Raw genomic sequence first — 20,528 nt, 5'->3', positions numbered from 1 at the left:
CGCTTTTTTAGATGGTTATTGTTAAATCAGCATTTGCTCAAGCGCCTGGCGAAACAGCGGTGTCCATAAATTGCGGTAGCCAAGCTGCGTCGGGTGAATGTCATCAGCCATGGCCAAGGGATTAGCATGCGTGGCGGCATTTAAGGCAGCGTTATGGTTAAGGTCCAAGAATGTAAACTGCCATTTGTGCTGCAGCGGCACCATTGCTGCAGTCAGCGCGGCGTAATCATGATCTGCCGGGTGAATGCAAGAATAGATCAATACCGGGCAAGCCCAGGTGTTTTGGATGTATGCCAGAATCGCTTCCAAGGCGCCAAGTGTCGTTTCGGTATTGAAGGCTTGCTGCTTTGCAGCGTCAGTAATGTGGCCGAGCGGCTTGTTCATGCGGATGTCATTGGTGGAAAGCTGTACCACCGCACAATCATAAGGCGTTGCTGGCGGCACTTGTTCGATCAAGCGCACATAATAGCTGTTGACTTCAGGTCCGGCCAACGCAGTGCCTGATACCGCTTGTTTGGTGGCAATCAAGCCGTCTTGGGCCATGAGGTAGTCACTCATGGCCACCCCTTTGGCGCCGGAACCTTCTGTGATCGAAGATCCCAACCACAAGACCTGCTTGCCGTAAAGTGGGGCATGTGGGTCAAGCTGGCAAAGCGCCGGATGCCATATCGGCGCATTGCCGGCGATTTGGTGCAAATTTGGACGGTGCAATTTGCCTTGTTTGACCAATACCGCAGCGGTAGCGGCTGCAAGCGTTGTGGCAAGTAATTTGGTTTTCATCGATTGCGCTCCTTTTTAGATTGGCTCCAATAAGTTGTAGCGCCAAGTGTAGTCATAGGTTTGAGCCCCGGCTTGCCAGGCGGTGGGGTAGCGGCCTTGCATCGGCAGCTTAGGCAACAACAAGTCAGTTTGCGCGTAATTTCTGGCAAATGTCGCAGCAAGATCCCGTTTCTGCTCAGCAGTTAATTGACTGAAATCGCAAGACACCAGCAGCGGCGTGCCGCTGTCAGCCAATAAGTTCAGCCATTGCAGATTTTTCGCCCAGGGAATGTCTGCGGTGATGCCCACGCAATCGCCGTCGACTTGGTAGAACTGGTTGTGTTGCGGCATCCGAAAGGCCAAGGCGTTGACGCCCATGGCTACGGTGCGGTGAAAGGCGTGGCCGCTGGTGTCATCGCCGATACGCATGACATCGATCAGCCCTGCGGCCAGGTGGCTGACCACATTGCAGCCCATCACCAGCATCTCACCGGCAGCTTCTTTGATCGTGCGGTAAAGCTGCTTGAACAACTCTGCAGTAGTTTTCGTTTGATCGTGGAAAATAACTGGGCCATGCGCATAGGTCAAGCCCATGGTCGGCCCCCATTGTTGCAACACATCAAAGCACGAGAAATCGTATTTGACCAGTTCAAAGCCCCACTGCTTGAAGCGGTGCATATCTGCAGCAATTTGGTCTAAGACCTCCTGACGGCTGATATCCAAGGTAAAAGCGGTTGAGTCGGCGGCATGCAACGCCAACGGCCGCAGCTCAGGCTGGTTTGCCAATAGCGGCCGAAACCATAAACCAGGCCTGGCGCCGCGGGTCTTGATGGCTTGCGCGACGGCGCTCATATCGCCAAATTTCTGATTGCCGCCAGTCCACGGGCCGCCGTTATAATCGGCTTGGTGGGCCACTTGCCAGCCGTCGTCGATCACCACCCAAGGCTGATATGGCAAGCCTTGGCACAAGTCCACCACGGCACTGGCATTGGCTAATACGGCGGCTTTGCTGTTGTTGCCATAGGCGTAATACCAGTCGTTGGTGCCGATGATCTTCTCCGTCGGCGGGGCTGGCTGGTCAGCATTTAGGCGCTGGCAGAAGTCGCTGAGGGTGACCGACGGCGATTGCTTGGGGTAGTCGTGGTGCAAAATCGTACAACAGTCCAGTTGGCGTTGACTGAGATCAAGCGGCGCCGTGCCGCTGCGGACATCCAGCCACAAGCTGATACTGTCGGCGGCAGTTGTCCAAGCGCACAGCGCATTAGGCTGCGTGGCGACGCCCCAGCAGGTGTTGGCATGCGCCGTGGCAGCGATCAAGTACCAATAATACGGCTTTTCTTCATCAAGCGGCGTGAAGCGCAAGTCGCCATATGCGCGCTCGAAAGCATCACCGAAGAACAAAGTATCTGGGGCATAATGCGTCGACCAAGTCAGCTTGACGCGCTGCAGCCGGCACTTGGTGGGCAAGATCGTGACTTGCAAGCCGGCAGCTGCAGTGGCCGGCGTTTGCACAACCACTGCTGCGGCCTGCCACTGCTCACCTTGGGCCGTCAAGGACAACCAAGTGTCGTCAGCAGTTTGAACTTGGATTATTGTCGGTTGTAACATAACTTCCTCCGAAGTGACGCGAATCACTACTCACCGCGCATGATCACCGTTAACACCATACGCGCGTTATCGACCAAATCGGCGCGGGTCAGGCGGCCGTTCTTTAAGGCGTCAAGGATCCGGACTGGATCGCCATCGGCCATTTTCAAGTTGTTGCCGCAAAGCAGTTCTTGGACTTGGTCGACTTGGTTCCACCAATCAGTCATTACCAATCCATCAAAGCCCCATTCGTCGCGCAAGATGCCTTTCAGCAGCTCGGCGTTGGCTGATGGGTGGGTGCCGTTGACGCAGTTGTAGCTGGTCATGACATGCCACGGGTGGGCTTTGGTGACGGCAATTTCAAAGCCTTTGAGATAGATCTCACGCAAGGCGCGTTCAGAAACTCGTGAATCGACATGGTTGCGGTTGGTTTCTTTGTTGTTGCAGCAGAAGTGCTTGATCGTGGCACCAATATGTTCAGATTGAATGCCGGAAACCATTGCTGCGGCCATTTGCCCAGCGACATAAGGATCTTCTGAATAGTATTCAAAGTTACGGCCGCACAGCGGGTTGCGATGGATATTCAACGCCGGAGCCAGCCACACCCCGAAGTTATTCTCTTTGAGCTCGCGCGCAGCAGCTTGGCCGACTTGGCTGACTAAGGCTGGATCCCAAGAACATGCCAATAGCGTAGCACTTGGCCAAGCCGTTGTCTTAACGCCGCAATCAGGACCGATGCGTAAGCCGGCAGGGCCATCGGCGGTCATCATATTCGGGATCCCGTAACGCGGTAAGTTGCCAAAGCCGCCGGTGTCTGCGACTCCGGTGCAAGGCTGGCCGCAAACCAAATGGATCAGCTCACCGTTAGTTAATTGGGTGAGTAAGTCGTCTAAGGTCGCCTGGTGGTTAACCACATCGATCAACTGGATCGGCTTATCGGTGGCCACACCGCCTTCAAGGGCGATCGGGTCAGTGCCTAACAGCTTCATCTCGGCCTTGCTGTTGTCGGGATTGCCCACGTGATAGGCGTTAGGCGTTTCACCTTGCGGCAAGGTTTCGTAGCTACCATCTGCCAGCAAGCGCTTAGGCAAGGCCACCGGCGCGACTTTGCTGCTGAGTTGACGAATAACGCGAGTAGCGGCTTCATGGTAGGTGAAGGCGATTTTGGCGGCGGTGTCCACGGCATTGCCTAAATAGAAGGCGTAGTCGCCAGCTTCAAGCAAGTAAGCTGATTTCACCACTTTGCCTGTGTCGTCATAGCTGGCCATTGAAGCAATCGGCACAGTCAAGCGGATGAACTGCTGCTCGCCAGCAGCCAGCAGGCGGGTCTTCTGGAAGGCAACCAGACTGCGGGCGGCTTTGCCCAGTTGACCTTGAGGGGCTTGGACGTAAAGTTGGACGACTTCTTGACCGGCGGCGCTACCAGTGTTGGTGACGGTGCAGTCGATGGTCAAGTTGTCTGAGTCTGCTTGGCCTTGCTGATACGCAATGGCAAAAGTCGTATAAGACAAGCCGTGGCCGAATGCATAGTTGACATGGGCTTGCTGGTTTTGGGTGGTGAAATAGCGGTACCCGACGTAGATGTCTTCGGTGTAATCCACATAATCATCCGAATCGTTGAAGTGCTCAGCCGATGGATAACTTTCGAAGCGATCGGCTAAAGTGTCAACCAGCTTGCCGCTTGGATTGACGTCGCCGACGAGTAAATCGGCGATCGCCCCGCCGCTGGCATTGCCGCCTTGCCAAGCCAACAACGCCGCTTGAATGTCAGGATTATGCGCAAACCAGCTGGTGTCAGAAGCCACACTGATATTCAAGATCACGATCACCTTGGCAAAATGCGCCGTGACTGCCGCAATCAAGGTGGTTTCATCGGCGCTGAGATAATAATCGCCAGCTTCGGCCTTGCGATCCCAGCCTTCGCCGGAATTGCGCCCGATCACGATCAAAGCGGTGTCAGCAAAAGCGGCCGTGGTTTGCAGCAGGTCTTCAGGGATTGCCGGTTCACTGATATGGCCGGCTTCTACGCCGTTAGCCAGTTCTTTGGCGTTGTGCTGCTGATAGAAGCTGATCAGATCATCGGCCAGTACGACTTGGCCGGTTGCGGCTTTTTCTTGCAAACCATCGATTACATTCTGGGCGAAAGCGGCGTTAACGTCGCCGCTGCCCCAGCCGCCTTTGCTGTAGTCGATCGCGGCGCGGCCAAACACGGCCAAATGGGTACCATGGGCCAGTGGTAAGGTGTGATCGGTATTCTTGAGCAGAACTGCCCCAGCCGCGGCTGCTTTGCGATCTAAGGCAATGTGGGCTGGTGAGCCGGTGACCAGGCGTCCGTCTGCACCGAGGGGTTGGACGGGTTGGTATTGAATGCGCTGCCATTTTTGCATAATCTAGAAATCTCCTTTATCGGATTGATATGGGTGTTTGACAAAGCTGCGTCTAATAATTGCTGGTTAGAATTGATGTTGCCAGTCAAAGCCGATCGCTTGCAAGAAGGTGTTTGCCACTAACATATGGCCTTTGATGTTGGGGTGTACCCGATCGGCGGTGAGAATGTAGCTGGCGTGCAAGGTGAGATAGTGGTCAACAACGGATTGCACATCGACATAGCGCAGCCCGTTAGTCTTAGCCAAGTCTTCAGCGATGCCGCGGAATTGATCGACCATTGCCCGCATTGGGTTGCTGCGGTCTGGTTCAAAGAAGAAAGGACTGATAATGATGATATCTTTGACTTGGTCTTTAACCGCGTCGATCATCGCTTGATAGTTAGCCCGGTAGCTTTCAGGCGTGACCAAGTCGCTAGGATGGTAGAACGGCGCGTCAAAGTGGCGCCAAACATCGTTAACACCGATCAGAATTGATACATAGTCAGGGTGTTGTTGCACCACGTCTTGATCCCAGCGGGCAAGCAATTCATTGGTGGTGTCGCCGCTAACGCCGGTGTTTTGGACCTTGATCGTTAATTCGGGATAAATTGCGGTTAATGCAGCGCTGATCAGATTCGGATAGCCGTCGCCAAGGGATTCGCTGGTGCCGGGATAGCCGTTGCGATCGCGGCCGCAGTCGGTGACAGAATCGCCAGTGAAAAGTAAGGTATCATTTTTGTTCAATAACATTGAGGTTCACTCCTTTATAATTTGCGACGCTGGTGCCTTCGATCAATTTGAAGCCCAGCGTCACTTTCTGGACAAAATCTTGGGTGTGGCATTTCTTGACCAAGAGCTTAACAGCAGTTTTGCCGAGTTGTTCTTGATCTTGTTGAATATGGGTGAAGACAAATGGCCGTGCTTCATAGGGATTGAATGCCGGCGAGTCAAAGCAAACCACCGACAAGTCTTCAGGGATCTTGCGGCCAAGTGCTGTGGCAGCTTGTTGGATCAACAAGGCGATATTGTATTCTGAAGCAACTACTGCGGTGAGCTGAGGGTTGGCCAGTAAGAATTGCTTGATCTTAGTGAGATCTTTGTCGATTGGGACATGCGAGCTGGGAACAACAGAATCGATGTTGGAATTGATTTGAGTGCGCGAGAACGGTAACTGGCGGCGCAAATGGGCGTCCATGAAACCGCTGATGCGTTCGTCGATGGTGGTGACGTGGCTGTCGGAAGTGATCATCCCGATGTGAGTGTGGCCGTGGTCGATCAAGTAATCGGTCAACGCGCGAGCCGCCGCTTCGTTATCGGTTTTGACGCTGGATATTGGCAACTCACCCATTAAACGATCGATAACGACTACCGGGAAATTTTTAGCCGTCAACTCCAATAACTTCGGCGACGCATATTCAGACGAAGCCGGTAGAATGATCAGGCCTTGCACGCCCATGGAAACCAGTTCGCTGATCGCGCGTTCTTCTTGTTGGACATTGCCATAGCTGACTTTGACAATGAAGTCAGTATGATCGGTGGCAGTAGACAGAATGCTGCGCAGGATCCCGGCGCCGAAGAAATCGGTGAAGTTCGTCACGATCAGGCCAAACAAGGCATGCGAGGTGTTCAAGACGCGTTGTTTGACTGGATTGGCATCGCGAACGGTAGTGCCTTTGCGCGGCTTGCGGACAACGTAGCCTTCGTTAGACAACAATTCCATGGCTTTCTTGATGGTGATGACGCTAACGTCGAAGTTGTCAGCCAAGATCTTATCTGTCGGCAGGTTCTCACCGACAGGGTAGTGTCCAGACCGAATATCGGCTTGGAGCTTCTGGTAGATTGAGTAATACATTGGCGTTTTAGACATAATATCCTCCGTTAGCGTTAAATAGCTTATTGTGCACTTAAGATCAATTATACCTTCTAAATTTATTAATTAGAATATGATTAATCAAGGTAACCAATGAGGCGATAAATCATGTTGATATTGGTGGGTTGCGGCGTCATAAGTGAAGACCTGCTCGCCAAATGATCCGCGTACGGTGATGGCTTGATAAGGATGCGCATAGCCTTGATGGGTCAAGGTGATGCTGGCCGCGTCGGCAGTGGCGCGCACGTGATAACGATTATATGCGCCGCCTTGATAGGCGAAATCTTCGCCGTTATCTTGATAATGGTCATACTCGCCTTGGCTGCCCCATACCTGGAAGGTCAGTGAGGTTTCCGCGGCCACATCGACATGGTCGCTGGCAGGTCGGATCGGTAAGATGCTATTGGCTCGGACAAACAGCGGCAAGCGATCCAGCGGGGCGTCAACTTGCAAATATTGTTGTCCCGCATATTCCAGGTGGGTCCAGTAATCGATCCAGGTGCCAGCCGGCAGGTAGATCAGGCGGGTGGTTGTGCTTGGCGTCACCACCGGCGCAGCCAGCAAGTCGCTGCCAACCAGATATTCATCGTTGAGATTAGCCAAGTGCTCATCGCTGGCATCAGCCAGCACCAAAGGCCGCATCACCGGCAAACCAGTGTGTTCGCCGGCAGCCATCAAATCGTAGAGATAATCGATCAGCCGGTAGCGCAACTTAAGATAATCGCGATAGATGGTTAATGTTGTGTCATCGAATTGCCAAGGTTCTTGCAGCCGAGTGCCCGCACAACTGTGATTGCGCAACAGCGGGCTAAACAGCGCAGCTTGCACCCAGCGGATCAATAACTCGGCAGAAGTATCCGCCAGAAAACCGCCGATGTCCGTGCCGCAGAAGCTGAAGCCGCTAAGCCCAAGGTTGCATAATTGCGGGATGGCCATTTGCAAGTGCGCCCAGGAACTGCGGTTGTCGCCAGTCCACACGGTGCTGTAGCGCTGGGTGCCGGCATAAGCGGCGCGCGTGATCACAAAAGGCCGTTTGCCAGTGGCTGTTTTCAAACCTGCATAGGTGGCTTTGGCCATGTTGTGGCCATAGACGTTGTGCATTTGATCGATATGACTGAGCCGGTTTTCGTCATGGAAAATGGCGTCATCGGCAATCGGCCCTTTGAAAGAAGCCGGCTCGTTCATGTCATTCCACACGCCAGAAATCCCGTGATCGACTAAGAAGCGCTGATTGTCCGCCCACCACTGGCGCGTTTTGGCTTGGCCAAAGTCTGGGTAAGCCGCGCGCCCAGGCCAGACTTCATTGATGTAAGGTTGACCATCAGGCGCCAAGGCAAACAAGTGCTTGGCAACACCTTGTTGATAGATTGGGTAATTGGGATCTTCTTTGACGCCGGGATCGATGATGCTCACCAGCTTGATGCCTTGCTGACGCAACTCATTGGCTAGTGCTGGCATATCAGGGAAACGCCTGGGATCGATGGTGAAGACCCGATAGCCATCCATATAGTCGATGTCTAAGTGGATCGCGTCAATCGGCAGCGCCAGTTGGCGGAAATGGTTGGCGATTTGGCGTACCTCTTGGGCAGTTTTGTAACTGAAGCGCGACTGTTGATAACCAAGCGTCCATTTCTGCGGCAGCGGCGTGCGGCCGGTCAGGTAGGTGTAATTCGTTACCACCTCAGCCATCGTAGGCCCGGCAATCAAATAGTAATCAAGCACGCCATCTTCGGCACTGTAGACGAAGTATTCAGGATTCTCATGACCGAGATCAAAGCGGCTGTGATATGTATTATCGAAAAACAGCCCGTATGGATGCCCGTCATGTAAGCCAATGACAAAGGGGATGCTTTTGTATATCCGAGTCGTTTCTTCAAGCTGGGAAGGTTCGTCTGTATTCCAGTTCTCGTAGACATAACCACGCTTATCCAGAAAGCCTGTTTTATCGCCTAAACCGTAGAAATGTTCGTTTGCGTGAATGGCTTTGACCACTGAAACTGGCGCTGAGTCGACGGCTTTGGTCACGTGATGGCCTTCTGCTTGGACTAACTCGGCTTGTTCTTCGCTGATGTCACGAGCCAACGGTATTCGCTGCTGGCGATAATCGCAAACCAGCGGGGTCCCATCAGGAGCGAAGGCATCGACGTGGCCGGCTTGATCGACGACGACTTGCATCGCTGTCGTGCTTAGCGATAAGAAACTGGTGGTGCGGGTAATGGTAACTGCTACCGGGATCGCATCGCCAACGACGGCATAAGACGGTGTTGGTGATGCGCGGGCGCTGATGCGCACGATTGAAGCCGTGATCACAGCGATTTGATATTGACCAAATTCAAAAGTCATTGCAGCTGATTCCATGATTGCCTCCAAGTATATAAACGAGGATCGATATCTTTCGTATCCAATCCCAATCAACTAATTGAATACATCAGGATCTAACTTGAAACACCTTGCCGTGTGTAACGCCAGCTTCGTTGAAAGCATCGATTTGCATAAAGACCGGCTGGCCTTGCACCAAGGCGCTAATCACCTGTTGGCCCTGGTCAATAACGGTGCGACTGTGATACAGCTTGTCTGCGCGATGGCCCCAACTGATTACGACGCCGGTTTGGTTGCTTATTGCCCAGGAAACCAGCATGTCTTCATCTGTGAGCGAATTGGCGGTGAAGTCATCGATTTGATTAGGCAACTTTCCGTCTGAGATACCAAATACACGAATGCCTGAAATTGCCGGCACCTGATCATAAGGCAAAGATTTAATTGTCAGACGAATGTATTGCGCTTTTATTCCGGTTTCATCGATCCAACAATCATGCGAAAGGTCTGTTTGAGCCGATGAATTGTCCTTGATCATGAAATAGTTATTGCCGTCTAATGAGCCTTCCAATTGCCAACGGGTGAACATTTGGCGAAGTTCAATATAACGCGATGCGTTAGGCGCAGCTTCTGGAAGGCTGGCGGCGGCTTGGGCATCGTATTGGTTGCAATCGGCAAAGTTAATTTGAATGGCACGGACGTCTTTAACTGCAGTCAAATTAACTTCTACCCACTGCTCAGGTGTATGATCAGCGGCGGTCCACCAAGTCTTGGCGTTTTCGTCAACGACCTGGTCCAGATTCGTGCCAGATGACGCTTTGACAGGCTTGTGATAAGAAAGCAACATCCAGTCAGGATCAGAGAATGCTGGTGCGTCGCGGTTGATTGGCCAATTGCCGAAACGTTGATCGCAATAGAGTTCCCCGGCTGCATCGACACCAGCTTTCCATAAACCGAGGCGCCGTTCAAAGATATGATTGATGCTGATTTGAGATGACGAGATGTGCCAGAGACGCTTGTCTGGCGCAACAACCGTTGAGCCATGGCCGGCCCCGGTCATAAAGCCACCAGGCTGATATGAGAAGGGGTTGTTCGGCGCTTGGATAAAGGGCCCAAGGGGTGATTTAGCAGTATACACCCCGTCGCAGTAGATATTATATTCAGTTGCGGGGCATGCATATTGTAAGTAGTATGTATCACCGATTTTGTTGGTCCATGCGCCTTCAAGCCACGAATCGTAACTAAATTGTCTACGCAAGTCGTGGAAGCGTCGATTGATTTCGCGGATATCTTGCGGATCCTTGAGCGATTCGATGGCTTGTTGGACGTGTTGCAGAATTTCAGTATCAGTTAACGGCGCAACATTATCATCACCAACACGTTCGTAACCATTCTTGTGCGGGTGCAGTTCCATTAGCAGTTGTGGTGTGCCGATCATTGTCAGCGTGGTGGCATCCAGTTCAACGCCATATAGCGGCGATTCGTTGGAACAACCCCAGTAGAAGTAGAGGCGGCCATCATCATCACGGAAAAGATGCGGATCCCAGAAAGGAAAAGTACCGGTGATTTCTTCGAAAGGCCTGGTGAAAGGATCTGTTGTCCGGTAAAACGAGCAATTCTCATCGCTGGCAGAGGCTGTGTAATAGAGATAGTCGCCGATGACACAAACGTCTGGCGCGTAGTCGTAAATTGGCATGTCAAAGGGAAACTTGTGAAAGGCCCAGTTGCACAAATCAGTACTTGTATAGAAACCGCCTGAAACCGAAGGGAAGAGCATGTATTGGTCCATGAAATAAATCAAGGTCGGATCTGCAGCTTCCCGATAAAGCGTCGGGTGGTCGTGATCATCATTGGGGAAGCGCTGATATTTGTACTCGATATTGATCGGATTGCAATAGTACATACTTAGAGGCTCCTTTCTACTATGAAAAGGTAGTTGTAAAACCAGTAGATAAACGATTTTCCGTACTTAATGTGGAGCGTAATAAGTTTAATCGATGATGACATGTGTTTCCTTGGTGATCAGCGCTAAGGCGTTGAACATGAATGCCCACTGGAAAACGGCATGAGAAGGTGCATAAATTGCAAAATAGCATAAGTCGCTAGTAAGAGGGTTTGCCGGAGTTTCAAGGCGCAAGGTAACGTTAGCAAGCCCTTTCACCGAACTGAGTATAATAATTATGCGCATTCCAAGTCAATCGGTAATCTGCCCATTATTTTCGTCAATTTTGTTGGGTATAGTCGCGTCATATCGGAAAATAATTACTAGAATATATCAATATGTTGATCTGTGATCTGCCTGGCTGCCGCATACACCAACCTAAGTCGCGGTTTAGCGGCCTTGCTTGCGCCACTGACTGGGGCGCTGGCCGACTTTGGTCAAGAAGACGTTAGAGAAGTAATGTGGATCGCTGAAAGCCAGGCGATTGGCGATTTGGGCACTAGTCAAATTCGTATGGGTGAGCAAGATCTTGGCCATGGCGATCCGCCGATTCAGCAGGTATTGGTAAGGCGGCAAGCCGAATGCCGTCTTGAACTGGCGCGTCAATTGCGCCGGGGAAAGATTGATCGCCGCAGCCAGCGTGGTGATGGCCACAGGACTTTCCAGGTGGTTGTCTAAGTAGATACGCATTTGTTCTGCCAATGGGGCATGGAGATTCGGCAAGTGTTGCTGCTGCTCATGATGAAGCGTCAGCAGCAGCTCGTGAACCAGCACAGTGCCTTGCATGGTTCTGGCTTGGGGATCTAAGTATGTTTTGTGGCAGAAAGCCAAGATGCGATCAAGGATCGCTTGGGTGTTCAGGCCTGAGAACAAGATTTGGCTGCCTAATTGATATTGATCACAAAGCTGTTGGATCACACTGCCTGCTGCGTTGACCCAGATCTTCTGCAAAGGCGCTTTAGGGTCTGACCAGTAATCATGGTCGTCGCCTGCCATTAGCAAATAAGTGTCGCCGGCTTTGACGTTGACGCGCTGCTGGTTGATCACTAAGGTGCCGCGACCGGCTTGGACATATTCAATATCAAATACTGAAGATGGCCGGCGGGTGATGTGGTAGCTGGCAGAAGGGTAGGTGATGCCGGCCAGCTCGATACGAAACAACGCCGGATCTTCAAATTGGGAAGGCAAGAAACCGTAAATCGTTTCATCCATGCGTGAAATCCTCACTCTTTTAAGTGGATTATATATGGTGCTGAACGGTAGAACATTTATACTGTAAGCGATATCAATTAATCGCAGAAGGTAGGTAAGTGCAATGAATCAGATTCCTCGACCGGAGTATCCACAACCGCAGTTTCAGCGGGAAACTTGGCAGAACTTGAATGGTCAATGGGATTTCTTGATTGATGCTGGGGCAAGCGGCTTGGATCAGCACTTCGAAACGACTGGAACGTTTGATCGCCAGATCACAGTGCCGTTTGCGCCGGAAAGTCCGCTTAGCGGGATCAATGAGAAAGACTTCATGCAGGCGGTGTGGTATCGCCGGCACATCACCTTGACCGAAGCACAACTGCAGAATGTGGTGCGGCTGCATTTTGGCGCGGTGGATTATGAAGCCCATGTTTTCGTGAATGGTGAAGAAATTGGCCAACATCGCGGCGGGTATGCGTCGTTTGCCTTTGATATTCAAGCGGCACTGGTGCCAGGTGATAACACTTTGGTGATTTGTGCCATTGATCACTTGCGTTCAGGGGCTCAGCCAAGCGGCAAGCAAAGCCGCGCTTATCAATCACAAGGCTGCGATTACACCAGAACAACCGGGATCTGGCAAACAGTATGGCTGGAATTCCTGCCGATCGTGCATGTGCAAGACGTTCAATTCACCCCCAACCGGCTGGCACAAAGCGTGACGGTAGCGGTAACGTTAGCTGGACAAGCTGACTTGGCAGTCGCCGTCAGCTACCAAGGCCAAGCGTGTGGTCAAGCACAACTTGATGGCGCTCATGGCCAAGTCAGCTTCACGATCCCGCTATCTGAAGTGCATCTTTGGGAAGCGGGGCATGGGCGGTTGTATGATGTCACCGTCAGCTTTGGCGCAGATACGGTTAAGAGCTACTTTGGCTTGCGCGATGTGCGCTTTGACGGGCTGAAATTCTTGTTGAACGACCAATCGGTATTTCAGCGCTTGGTGCTTGATCAAGGCTTCTATCCGGACGGAATCTACACCGCGCCAACTGATGAGGCTTTCAAGAAGGATATCCAATTGTCTTTGGATGCAGGCTTTAACGGAGCCCGGCTGCATCAGAAGGCCAATGATCCGCGCTTGTTGTATTGGTGCGACAAGATGGGTTACTTAGTATGGGGCGAAATGGCCAGCTGGGGTGTGGACATGGCCAGTGCTGAAGGCCTGTACAATTTCTTGCCGGAATGGGAAGAAATTGTGGCACGAGATATCAATCACCCGGCGATCATTACTTGGTGTCCTTTCAACGAATCTTGGGATATCAACGGGCGTCAGCAGCGCAAAGACGCCATTAGTATCGTTTATGCCACAACTAAGCAACTGGACCCAAGCCGCCCTTGTGTCGATGTCAGCGGGAACTTCCACACTGCGCAAACTGATGTTTACGATTTGCATGACTATGAGCAAGATCCAGCAAAGTTTGCTGAACATTTCGACGGCAGCAAATGGCCAAACGGTCAATTCCGCGACGAGCACGAAGGCCGGCAGTATTACCACGCTGGCTGGCCGTTGGCGGTATCTGAATATGGGGGCATCAAGTGGGCACCTGATGTGGCCAAAGATGCGGCTTGGGGGTATGGTGATGGACCAGAGACGCCAGAAGCTTTCTTGGCGCGTTACAAAGGGTTAACTGAAGTATTGTTGAATGATCCGCGAATCTGTAGTTTCTGCTATACCCAACTTTATGATGTTGAGCAAGAACGCAACGGATTGTATTATTACGATCGCACGCCGAAGTTTGATGTGGCGTTATTTAAAGCGATCAACGCGCAAATTGCGGCGATCGAACGTTAAACGGTGTGTGATTTAAGGCAAAGCACAACGGACTGCTAGTTTTATAGACAGGGAGAAAACACATGAACGGACTTGGCGGCTTAGGCGTCAGGTCTGTTTGCGCATCCCGTCGCGTTGCGCGACGCAGTTCGCCGAAGCAACCAGATTAATCAGTTGGCCGCTTAAAGATGATTAGGGGCAACGGTGTCGCCTTCGATCAGCTTGAACGACAGGTTAACTTTTTCAAAGAACTTCGGCTCGCGGTATTTCTTGATCAGTAGGTTGACCGCCGTACGGCCTATTTCATTCTCATCTTGTTCAATATGGGTGAAAGTGAACGGGTGTGGGTCAAATTCATTGCGGGCTGGTGAATCGAAACAAACCACGGAGACGTCTCGCGGGATGACTTTGTGAAGTTGTTCTAATGCGCGTTGTGCAAGTAAAGCCACATTGAACTCGGAGCAAACTAGTGCGGTGATTGCTGGATCGGCCAACAGAAATTGCTTGATCTTGGCGACGTCTTCGGCAAGCTTACCTGCGGAGTTGGGAACGACAGAACTGACTTGCGAGAAGATTTGGGTGCGTGAAAACGGCAACTGGTGCTCGATTTGAGCAGAGATAAAGCCGGTGATCCGTTCATCGATGGTCGTCACAGCACTGTTGGCGTTGATCATGCCCAAATGTGTATGACCGCGATCGATCAGGTAGTCAGTCAAGGCCTTAGCGGCCACTTCGTTATTGGTCTTCACACTTGAAATCGGTAATTCGCCCATCAGCCGGTCGAGCACGACCACTGGGAAATTCTTGGCGATGAGTTCGATGAGCTTAGGTGAAACGTACTCAGACGAGGTTGGTAGAATGATCAATCCTTGCACGCCCATGGCAATCAGTTCGTTGATCGCCTGACTTTCAACTTGGCGATCGCCATAACTGATCTTGACGATGAAGTCGACTTTATCAGGCTCGGCATAGAGGATGCTTCTTAAGATTGTCGTGCCGAAATAGTCAGTGAAGTTAGTAGTCACCAACCCGAATAGAAGATGTGAGTGGTTCGTTGGCTGCGGCTCAAGCGGTGTAGTTGCCGTTACGGTCGTACCTTTACGGGGCTTGCGCGTGATATACCCATCGGCCGAGAGTAATTCCATGGCTTTCTTGATCGTGATGACGCTGACGTTGAATTGTTCGCTCAAGATATGATCGGTGGGTAAATTTGCTCCCAATGGATACTTGCCTGAACGAATGTCGGATTGAAGTTGTTGATATATCGTGTAGTACAAGGGTGTCTTAGACATGTGTTGCCTCCTTGGCAAGGCCGGTCGATCGCGGATTCTTTTATATTTAATATAATAATATCGAGAAATTAAAAATCAAGGCCAAAATTATTTTTCCTGTAAGCGTTGACACGTGCTTGAATACGGGGTATATTCTCCGTGGATCCAATAATATATAAATATAGTCAATCGGCGCGCGAACGACTATTGTTAAGCTTTTGTGGGTAATTGGTGCTAGGATATAGAACGCAGATTTAGATGGTTCCTTCAATTTCGGTAGTGGACTGTTAGCCCGGCTCTCGGTATGTAAGTTCACCTTCACAGTTAATTGGAAATGGCTGGCATGGCTTAAAGGGGGTCGTGTGAGTCATAGACGTGAGTATGGGTTGACCGTTAATTGTATACAACGCTCTTATTTTAGGAGGGAAAATAATGAACACGAAACACAAGGTACTGCTGATGGCCGCCTCTGCGGTCATGGCAGTCAGTGCGTTTGGCTTGGTGGGTTGTGGCAAAAAGTCCTCAAACGATAGCAGCAGCAAGAACCAAAAGCTGACAGTCTGGACGCAGTTTGCAACACCAGCTACCTCAGCGAAAACTTGGCATGATTCTCCGTGGCATGCCGGGTACGCCAAAGCAACTGGCATTGCTGTGGATTGGAAGTTTCCTGCCAAAGGGAACACTGGCGATCAAGCTTTTAACCTGATCACCGCTCAGAAGGATCTGCCTGACATCATGGGTTATAGTTTCATGGACAAGGCAGATCAGTACATTAAACAAGGCATTATTCGTGACTTGACGCCGGATATTAAGAAGAAGGCGCCAAATTACTGGGCTTACCTACAGGCACATCCGGACTTTGCTAAGGCGATGCGCACTGATAGTGGTAAGTATTACATGTTTGGTTACACCAAGCAATACGATTGGATGACTTCTTGGCAAGGACCAATCATTAACAAAACATATTTGGACAAACTTGGTATGAAGGAACCAACCAATATCAAGGAATGGGATGCCTATCTGGTTGCGGCCAAGAAGAAGTTTGGCGCAACGCTGACGACCCAAGGGGTTGCATCTCCGGGCTTTGCCGGTGCATTTGGCGCATACGGGACTAGCGCGCTCAATTACTACGTGGATAACGGTAAGGTCAAAGTTCCGCAAACAAGTAAGAATTGGAAAGATTTGATGACTTGGTACGCTTCGTTGTACAAGCGCGGTTTAATTGACAAGGACTTTGAAACGCTTGATGGCGAAGGCCTTGCGACAAAGGTCGCCAAGGGCAAAGTTGCTGCAACCATTGGCAGTGGTGCCGATGTCGGCAACTGGAACGATACCCAGGCCAAGAACAAAACCGCTAGTCGCTTTGAAGCAGTGGGTTATCCAAAACAAGCGGATGGTGCTGAGTCTGCCTCAATCTTTGGCGGCAATAAGTACAGCGCAAATGGTTTTGCAATCTCAACTTCTTGTCCAGAAAGCAAACTTGACGAAGCGTTTAAGTGGATGGATTACGCCTTTTCCAAGAAGGGTATCTACTACTGGAACTATGGTATCAAAGGCGAATCCTATAACATCAAGAATGGCAAAGTTGTGTTGACGGACAAGGTTACCAACAACCCACGCGGGATTGGCGAAGGCCGCTTTCTTTATGGCGAAGCCCACAATGGTGCCGGTGTTCAGTTGGCTGAAGGTGGTATGCTGACGAAGCCTGACACAGATGGCTCGAAGATTTGGTATGCATCTGGCAAAGGCTACATGAAGAAAGTTATGCCAGCGGTCACATTGACTAATGCTGAATCCAAGACTGCAGCAAGTCTTGAAAACACGATCAGCACGTACCTTGCTGAGCAAACCAGCAAGTTCATTACAGGTAAGCAGCCAATCAACGATTCCACCTACAAGGCCTTGATCGATCGGATGAACAAGGATGGGCTTCAGAAAGATCTGAAGATTCGTCAGGCTGCGTACGATCGCTTCCAGAAGCGTTAACTTACGGTTAGCTTGATGTTATTTCAAAATTAAAAAGGGGATGAGACAATGGATTCAGAGATTGCCACTCCAGTATTACCCCAAAAATCAGGCAAACCGCACAAAATGAAGTTCTCGCTGCGCCTGAAACGTGATCTCAAAAATAATGGCCTGAAGTATATCATGGTCATGCCCATTATCGTTTACATTTTCGTCTTTGCTTATCGCCCAATGTATGGGTTGCTGATGGTGTTTCAAGACTATGTACCACGGCTAGGAATTTCGGGAAGCACCTGGGTTGGATTTGCCAATTTCACTCGTTTCTTCCACGACTCGAATGCGTGGCGCGTGGTGGGCAACACCTTGCGTATCAGCGTGATCAGCATGATCTTCGGGTTCCCAGCACCAATCATCTTGGCGCTGTTAATTAATGAGATTCACAATAAAGTTTTCAAACGGCTGGTGCAGACCATTTCGTACATGCCTTACTTTATTTCAATGGTCATTATGTGCAGCTTGATTCGTTTCTTCGTTCAAAGTGACGGGCTGATTCCTGAGTTCTTGTCCTGGTTTGGGATTGCAAAAACCAACATGATTGCCTCGCCACATTTGTTTATTCCGATTTATGTTATCTCGGATATTTGGCAAAACGCAGGGTGGAGTTCAATCATTTACTTAGCAGCGCTGTCATCAATCAATTCTGAGCTGTACGAGTCAGCCCGGATGGATGGCGCAAGTCGGATGGAGCAAATGTGGCATATTACGTTACCAGGACTGCGGCCAACAATTATCTTGCTGTTTATCTTGGGAATGGGCGGACTCTTAGGTGTCGGTTTTGAAAAGATTCTGTTGCTGTATTCCCCGTCGACCTATTCTGTGGCTGATGTGATCTCAACGTATACTTATCGACTAGGGTTGCTCAACGCGGACTATAGTTATTCCGCGGCGATTGGGTTATTGAATACTTTAGTGAACGTGACGTTGCTTGTGATTACTAATACCATTTCCAAGAAGGTCAGTGGCAGTGGGCTCTTCTAGAAAGGAGAAGACAAGATGGAATTATTCTCAAGGCATAAGCCTAAGTCCAAGGAGCTGCTGCAGGAAACTACCGGCGACCGGATCTTTGGCGGGTTCAATACCGCCTTCATGATTTTTCTCATGATAGTGTGTCTCTATCCAATTTGGTTTGTGGTGATGGCATCGTTTTCGGATACTGCGTCGATCCAAGCCAACTTGGGCCGGCTGCTGTGGCCACACAACTTTTCAATTATGGCGTATCGTCAGGCACTTGCGCACCCTCTGGTTGTCTCAGGGTTTCGGAATATCTTCTTCATTCTGATTTTCTCGCTGCCTTTACAGATGATCATGACAGTCTTTTGCGGCTACTTCATGTCTGCTAAAGACATGATGTTCAAGACGCCGATTATGATCTATCTGCTGTTCACCATGTACTTTGGTGGTGGGTTAATTCCAGGTTACTTGAACCAGCGGCAATTGGGTTTGTATAACAACTTATGGGCTCTGATCATTCCTGGGGCGTTGAGTCTCTATAACGCGATCGTCTGCAAATCGGCTATCGACGCCATTCCAAATTCGCTGGTTGAATCAGCTTATATGGACGGGGCCACTGACTTCACGATTCTGACCAAGATCGTGCTGCCACTGATTAAGCCGACGTTGGCTGTCATTCTGCTTTGGTATTTCGTTGGGACGTGGAACAGTTGGTTTGGTGCCTCGATTTATATTGAGGATAGTAACTTGCTGCCAATTCAGAATGTTTTGCGCAGTGTGTTGATTGCTAATGATGCTGCACTGAATAGTGCTCAAGGTTCTTCATCAGCTGGGATCAACCAATTTGCCGAGACGATTAAGTATTCAGTAATTGTAATTTCCACCCTTCCAGTCATGTGTGTCTATCCTTTCGTGCAGAAGTACTTCACGAAAGGCGTCATGATTGGATCTTTGAAGGGCTGATCGAAATACGGATTCGAAGGAGTGATCAACTATGAAGTATTTGGCTAACTCAGATAGCTTATTCTCCCGAGTGGGTGGCATGCTTGTGAATCTCGTCATGTTGAACGTCGTTTTTCTGGTGACGTGCATTCCCATTGTAACAATTGGGATCAGCACAACCGCATTATTTACGGTCACCTTTAAGATGATTAATACGAACGAAAATACAGGTCTGGTTAAACTGTACTTCTCTGCTTGGAAAGAAAACTTTGCTCGCGGTTTGGCTTTAGGGCTAACTCAAATAGCGCTAACAGTCCTTCTGGTCATCCTCCTGAAGATCCAGCAAGTGTTACCAACCATCAGCTTTGTTATTGGCGGCGTTGGCGTGCTTGTTGCGGCAATGTATTATGGTCTGGCCTTTGTCTATGTGTACGCATATACCAGCCGCTACAATGATACTTATTGGAACAGTCTGAAGGCTTGTGTGCAGATGGGTTTGCGTAAGTGGCAGCAAAGCGCTGCGCTGTTGATTACGCTTATCGCAATTGTCCTGCTGATGTCTTCTGCTGCGTGGCTCTTGGCATTGGGCATGATGATCTTGACCGCCTTTGGTTTCTCCGGGTTGGCATATCTGGCATCAGCAGTTGAGCTTGATGTGTTCACCTCATTTGAAAAGCAGCGCTGACAATTGTAGCAATAACTCAGTTCGTTAGAAGGATAGGGTCAGTACCTGCATAAGGGGGATTTGCCATGAAGTATTCGTCTAACTCGGATAGTTTGTTCACCCATGTCGGCAGCAAACTCGCCAATTTGACCATACTTAATCTAATTTATCTGTTAACGTGCTTGCCGATCGTCACGATTGGTGTCAGCACTACCGCGTTGTTTAAGGTGACCTTCAGCATGGTCAACGAACACCAAGACACAAAGCTGGTGAGAACCTACTTCAAAGCGTGGAAAGATAATTTTGGCCGCGGGCTCAGCTTGGGCTTGATCCAATTGTGGCTGCTGATACTTCTGCTTGTCCTCTTACAGATCCAACAGGCCTTGTCGGCGCTTAGCTTTGTCATTGGCGGTATCGTCGTCTTAGGGGCGGCAATCTTGTATGGCATCCTCTTCGTGTATGTCTATGGCTATTCCGCGCGTTATCACGATAAGCTGTGGCACAGTATCAAAGCCTGTGTGGTAATGGGCGTGATCAAATGGCGGCAAACTGCGGTGCTTCTGATCACTGTGATTAGTTGCTTGTTGGTCTTGCCATCAACGGCTTGGTTATTGGCACTGGGGATGATGGTGTTCGTCTTGTTTGGCTTTGCTTTGCTGGCTTATCTGGCGGTGCCTGTGCAGATGGCTGTTTTCACAGCGTTTGAGCCGCATAGCCAACACCCGAATGAATCGGCGGTGACTGAATCAGGTGAAGCATCTGATGATGAAGCTCGCCTAGCAGGCAAGTAGCGAGTTGAGCGACACGAGTGAGGAGTGG

15 protein-coding genes are annotated in these 20,528 nt (G+C 50.4%); 6 read left to right on the top strand and 9 right to left on the bottom strand.

The genetic code is table 11. The annotated features are described in order from the left end of the window. Positions 1 to 21 precede the first annotated feature (21 nt). The 8 genes from ACGG90_RS02630 to ACGG90_RS02595 form a co-directional block, all read right to left on the bottom strand. Positions 22 to 780 (bottom strand): SGNH/GDSL hydrolase family protein, encoded by a 759-nt coding sequence (locus ACGG90_RS02630; protein WP_390405501.1) that lies wholly within the window; start codon positions 778 to 780, stop codon positions 22 to 24. A 15-nt stretch (positions 781 to 795) separates the two neighbouring features. Then, positions 796 to 2,367, bottom strand: coding sequence for a hypothetical protein (locus ACGG90_RS02625; RefSeq protein ID WP_390405498.1), 1,572 nt, complete (start codon positions 2,365 to 2,367; stop codon positions 796 to 798). 26 nt (positions 2,368 to 2,393) lie between these two features. Beyond that, a complete protein-coding gene (locus ACGG90_RS02620) occupies positions 2,394 to 4,733 on the bottom strand; it encodes a glycoside hydrolase family 3 protein (protein WP_390405495.1) in 2,340 nt (779 codons plus the stop codon). A 66-nt stretch (positions 4,734 to 4,799) separates the two neighbouring features. Continuing rightward, positions 4,800 to 5,462, bottom strand: a complete 663-nt coding sequence (locus tag ACGG90_RS02615) for an SGNH/GDSL hydrolase family protein (protein WP_390405492.1) — start codon at positions 5,460 to 5,462, stop codon at positions 4,800 to 4,802. Then, entirely contained in the window at positions 5,443 to 6,579 is a 1,137-nt protein-coding gene (locus ACGG90_RS02610) for a GntR family transcriptional regulator (protein ID WP_390405490.1), read from the bottom strand. Before ACGG90_RS02610 ends, ACGG90_RS02615 begins: the two co-directional genes overlap by 20 nt. A gap of 84 nt (positions 6,580 to 6,663) precedes the next feature. Further along, positions 6,664 to 8,940: a glycoside hydrolase family 31 protein gene (locus ACGG90_RS02605; RefSeq protein WP_390405487.1), complete on the bottom strand. Its 2,277-nt coding sequence runs from the start codon at positions 8,938 to 8,940 to the stop codon at positions 6,664 to 6,666. Between the two features lie 70 nt (positions 8,941 to 9,010). Continuing rightward, the gene (locus ACGG90_RS02600; protein ID WP_390405485.1) at positions 9,011 to 10,801 is read right to left on the bottom strand and encodes a family 43 glycosylhydrolase; all 1,791 of its coding nucleotides are present in this window, start codon (positions 10,799 to 10,801) and stop codon (positions 9,011 to 9,013) included. A gap of 429 nt (positions 10,802 to 11,230) precedes the next feature. Beyond that, the gene (locus ACGG90_RS02595; protein WP_390405482.1) at positions 11,231 to 12,052 is read right to left on the bottom strand and encodes an AraC family transcriptional regulator; all 822 of its coding nucleotides are present in this window, start codon (positions 12,050 to 12,052) and stop codon (positions 11,231 to 11,233) included. Between the two features lie 103 nt (positions 12,053 to 12,155). Between ACGG90_RS02595 and ACGG90_RS02590 the strand changes: the two genes are divergently transcribed. Continuing rightward, positions 12,156 to 13,877: a glycoside hydrolase family 2 protein gene (locus tag ACGG90_RS02590; protein ID WP_390405480.1), complete on the top strand. Its 1,722-nt coding sequence runs from the start codon at positions 12,156 to 12,158 to the stop codon at positions 13,875 to 13,877. Positions 13,878 to 14,038: 161 nt separating this feature from the next. Here the strand turns inward: ACGG90_RS02590 and ACGG90_RS02585 are convergent, their stop codons facing one another. After that, positions 14,039 to 15,148, bottom strand: a complete 1,110-nt coding sequence (locus tag ACGG90_RS02585) for a GntR family transcriptional regulator (protein WP_390405478.1) — start codon at positions 15,146 to 15,148, stop codon at positions 14,039 to 14,041. A gap of 411 nt (positions 15,149 to 15,559) precedes the next feature. On the opposite strand from ACGG90_RS02585, the gene ACGG90_RS02580 reads away from it, so the two are divergent. From ACGG90_RS02580 to ACGG90_RS02560, 5 genes are all read left to right on the top strand, one after another. Next, positions 15,560 to 17,113 (top strand): hypothetical protein, encoded by a 1,554-nt coding sequence (locus tag ACGG90_RS02580; protein WP_390405476.1) that lies wholly within the window; start codon positions 15,560 to 15,562, stop codon positions 17,111 to 17,113. Positions 17,114 to 17,161: 48 nt separating this feature from the next. Continuing rightward, entirely contained in the window at positions 17,162 to 18,130 is a 969-nt protein-coding gene (locus ACGG90_RS02575; RefSeq protein ID WP_390405474.1) for an ABC transporter permease, read from the top strand. A gap of 15 nt (positions 18,131 to 18,145) precedes the next feature. Further along, positions 18,146 to 19,066 (top strand): carbohydrate ABC transporter permease, encoded by a 921-nt coding sequence (locus ACGG90_RS02570; RefSeq protein ID WP_390405471.1) that lies wholly within the window; start codon positions 18,146 to 18,148, stop codon positions 19,064 to 19,066. Positions 19,067 to 19,097: 31 nt separating this feature from the next. Beyond that, positions 19,098 to 19,730, top strand: coding sequence for a YesL family protein (locus ACGG90_RS02565; RefSeq protein WP_390405468.1), 633 nt, complete (start codon positions 19,098 to 19,100; stop codon positions 19,728 to 19,730). 65 nt (positions 19,731 to 19,795) lie between these two features. Continuing rightward, positions 19,796 to 20,500: a YesL family protein gene (locus ACGG90_RS02560; protein ID WP_390405466.1), complete on the top strand. Its 705-nt coding sequence runs from the start codon at positions 19,796 to 19,798 to the stop codon at positions 20,498 to 20,500. Positions 20,501 to 20,528: the final 28 nt, after the last annotated feature.

It is taken from the genome of Lacticaseibacillus jixiensis, from assembly GCF_042847315.1.
Taxonomy (GTDB): domain Bacteria; phylum Bacillota; class Bacilli; order Lactobacillales; family Lactobacillaceae; genus Lacticaseibacillus; species Lacticaseibacillus jixiensis.
The sequence above is the reverse complement of the archived record's forward strand: the minus strand, read 5'-3'. Positions and strand labels throughout refer to the sequence as shown.

Coding starts and splice junctions, on each gene's coding strand:
- ACGG90_RS02630 (WP_390405501.1), bottom strand. CDS start 780: ATGAAAACCAAATTACTTGCCACAACGCTTGCAGCCGCTACCGCTGCG.
- ACGG90_RS02625 (WP_390405498.1), bottom strand. CDS start 2,367: ATGTTACAACCGACAATAATCCAAGTTCAAACTGCTGACGACACTTGG.
- ACGG90_RS02620 (WP_390405495.1), bottom strand. CDS start 4,733: ATGCAAAAATGGCAGCGCATTCAATACCAACCCGTCCAACCCCTCGGT.
- ACGG90_RS02615 (WP_390405492.1), bottom strand. CDS start 5,462: ATGTTATTGAACAAAAATGATACCTTACTTTTCACTGGCGATTCTGTC.
- ACGG90_RS02610 (WP_390405490.1), bottom strand. CDS start 6,579: ATGTCTAAAACGCCAATGTATTACTCAATCTACCAGAAGCTCCAAGCC.
- ACGG90_RS02605 (WP_390405487.1), bottom strand. CDS start 8,940: ATGGAATCAGCTGCAATGACTTTTGAATTTGGTCAATATCAAATCGCT.
- ACGG90_RS02600 (WP_390405485.1), bottom strand. CDS start 10,801: ATGTACTATTGCAATCCGATCAATATCGAGTACAAATATCAGCGCTTC.
- ACGG90_RS02595 (WP_390405482.1), bottom strand. CDS start 12,052: ATGGATGAAACGATTTACGGTTTCTTGCCTTCCCAATTTGAAGATCCG.
- ACGG90_RS02590 (WP_390405480.1), top strand. CDS start 12,156: ATGAATCAGATTCCTCGACCGGAGTATCCACAACCGCAGTTTCAGCGG.
- ACGG90_RS02585 (WP_390405478.1), bottom strand. CDS start 15,148: ATGTCTAAGACACCCTTGTACTACACGATATATCAACAACTTCAATCC.
- ACGG90_RS02580 (WP_390405476.1), top strand. CDS start 15,560: ATGAACACGAAACACAAGGTACTGCTGATGGCCGCCTCTGCGGTCATG.
- ACGG90_RS02575 (WP_390405474.1), top strand. CDS start 17,162: ATGGATTCAGAGATTGCCACTCCAGTATTACCCCAAAAATCAGGCAAA.
- ACGG90_RS02570 (WP_390405471.1), top strand. CDS start 18,146: ATGGAATTATTCTCAAGGCATAAGCCTAAGTCCAAGGAGCTGCTGCAG.
- ACGG90_RS02565 (WP_390405468.1), top strand. CDS start 19,098: ATGAAGTATTTGGCTAACTCAGATAGCTTATTCTCCCGAGTGGGTGGC.
- ACGG90_RS02560 (WP_390405466.1), top strand. CDS start 19,796: ATGAAGTATTCGTCTAACTCGGATAGTTTGTTCACCCATGTCGGCAGC.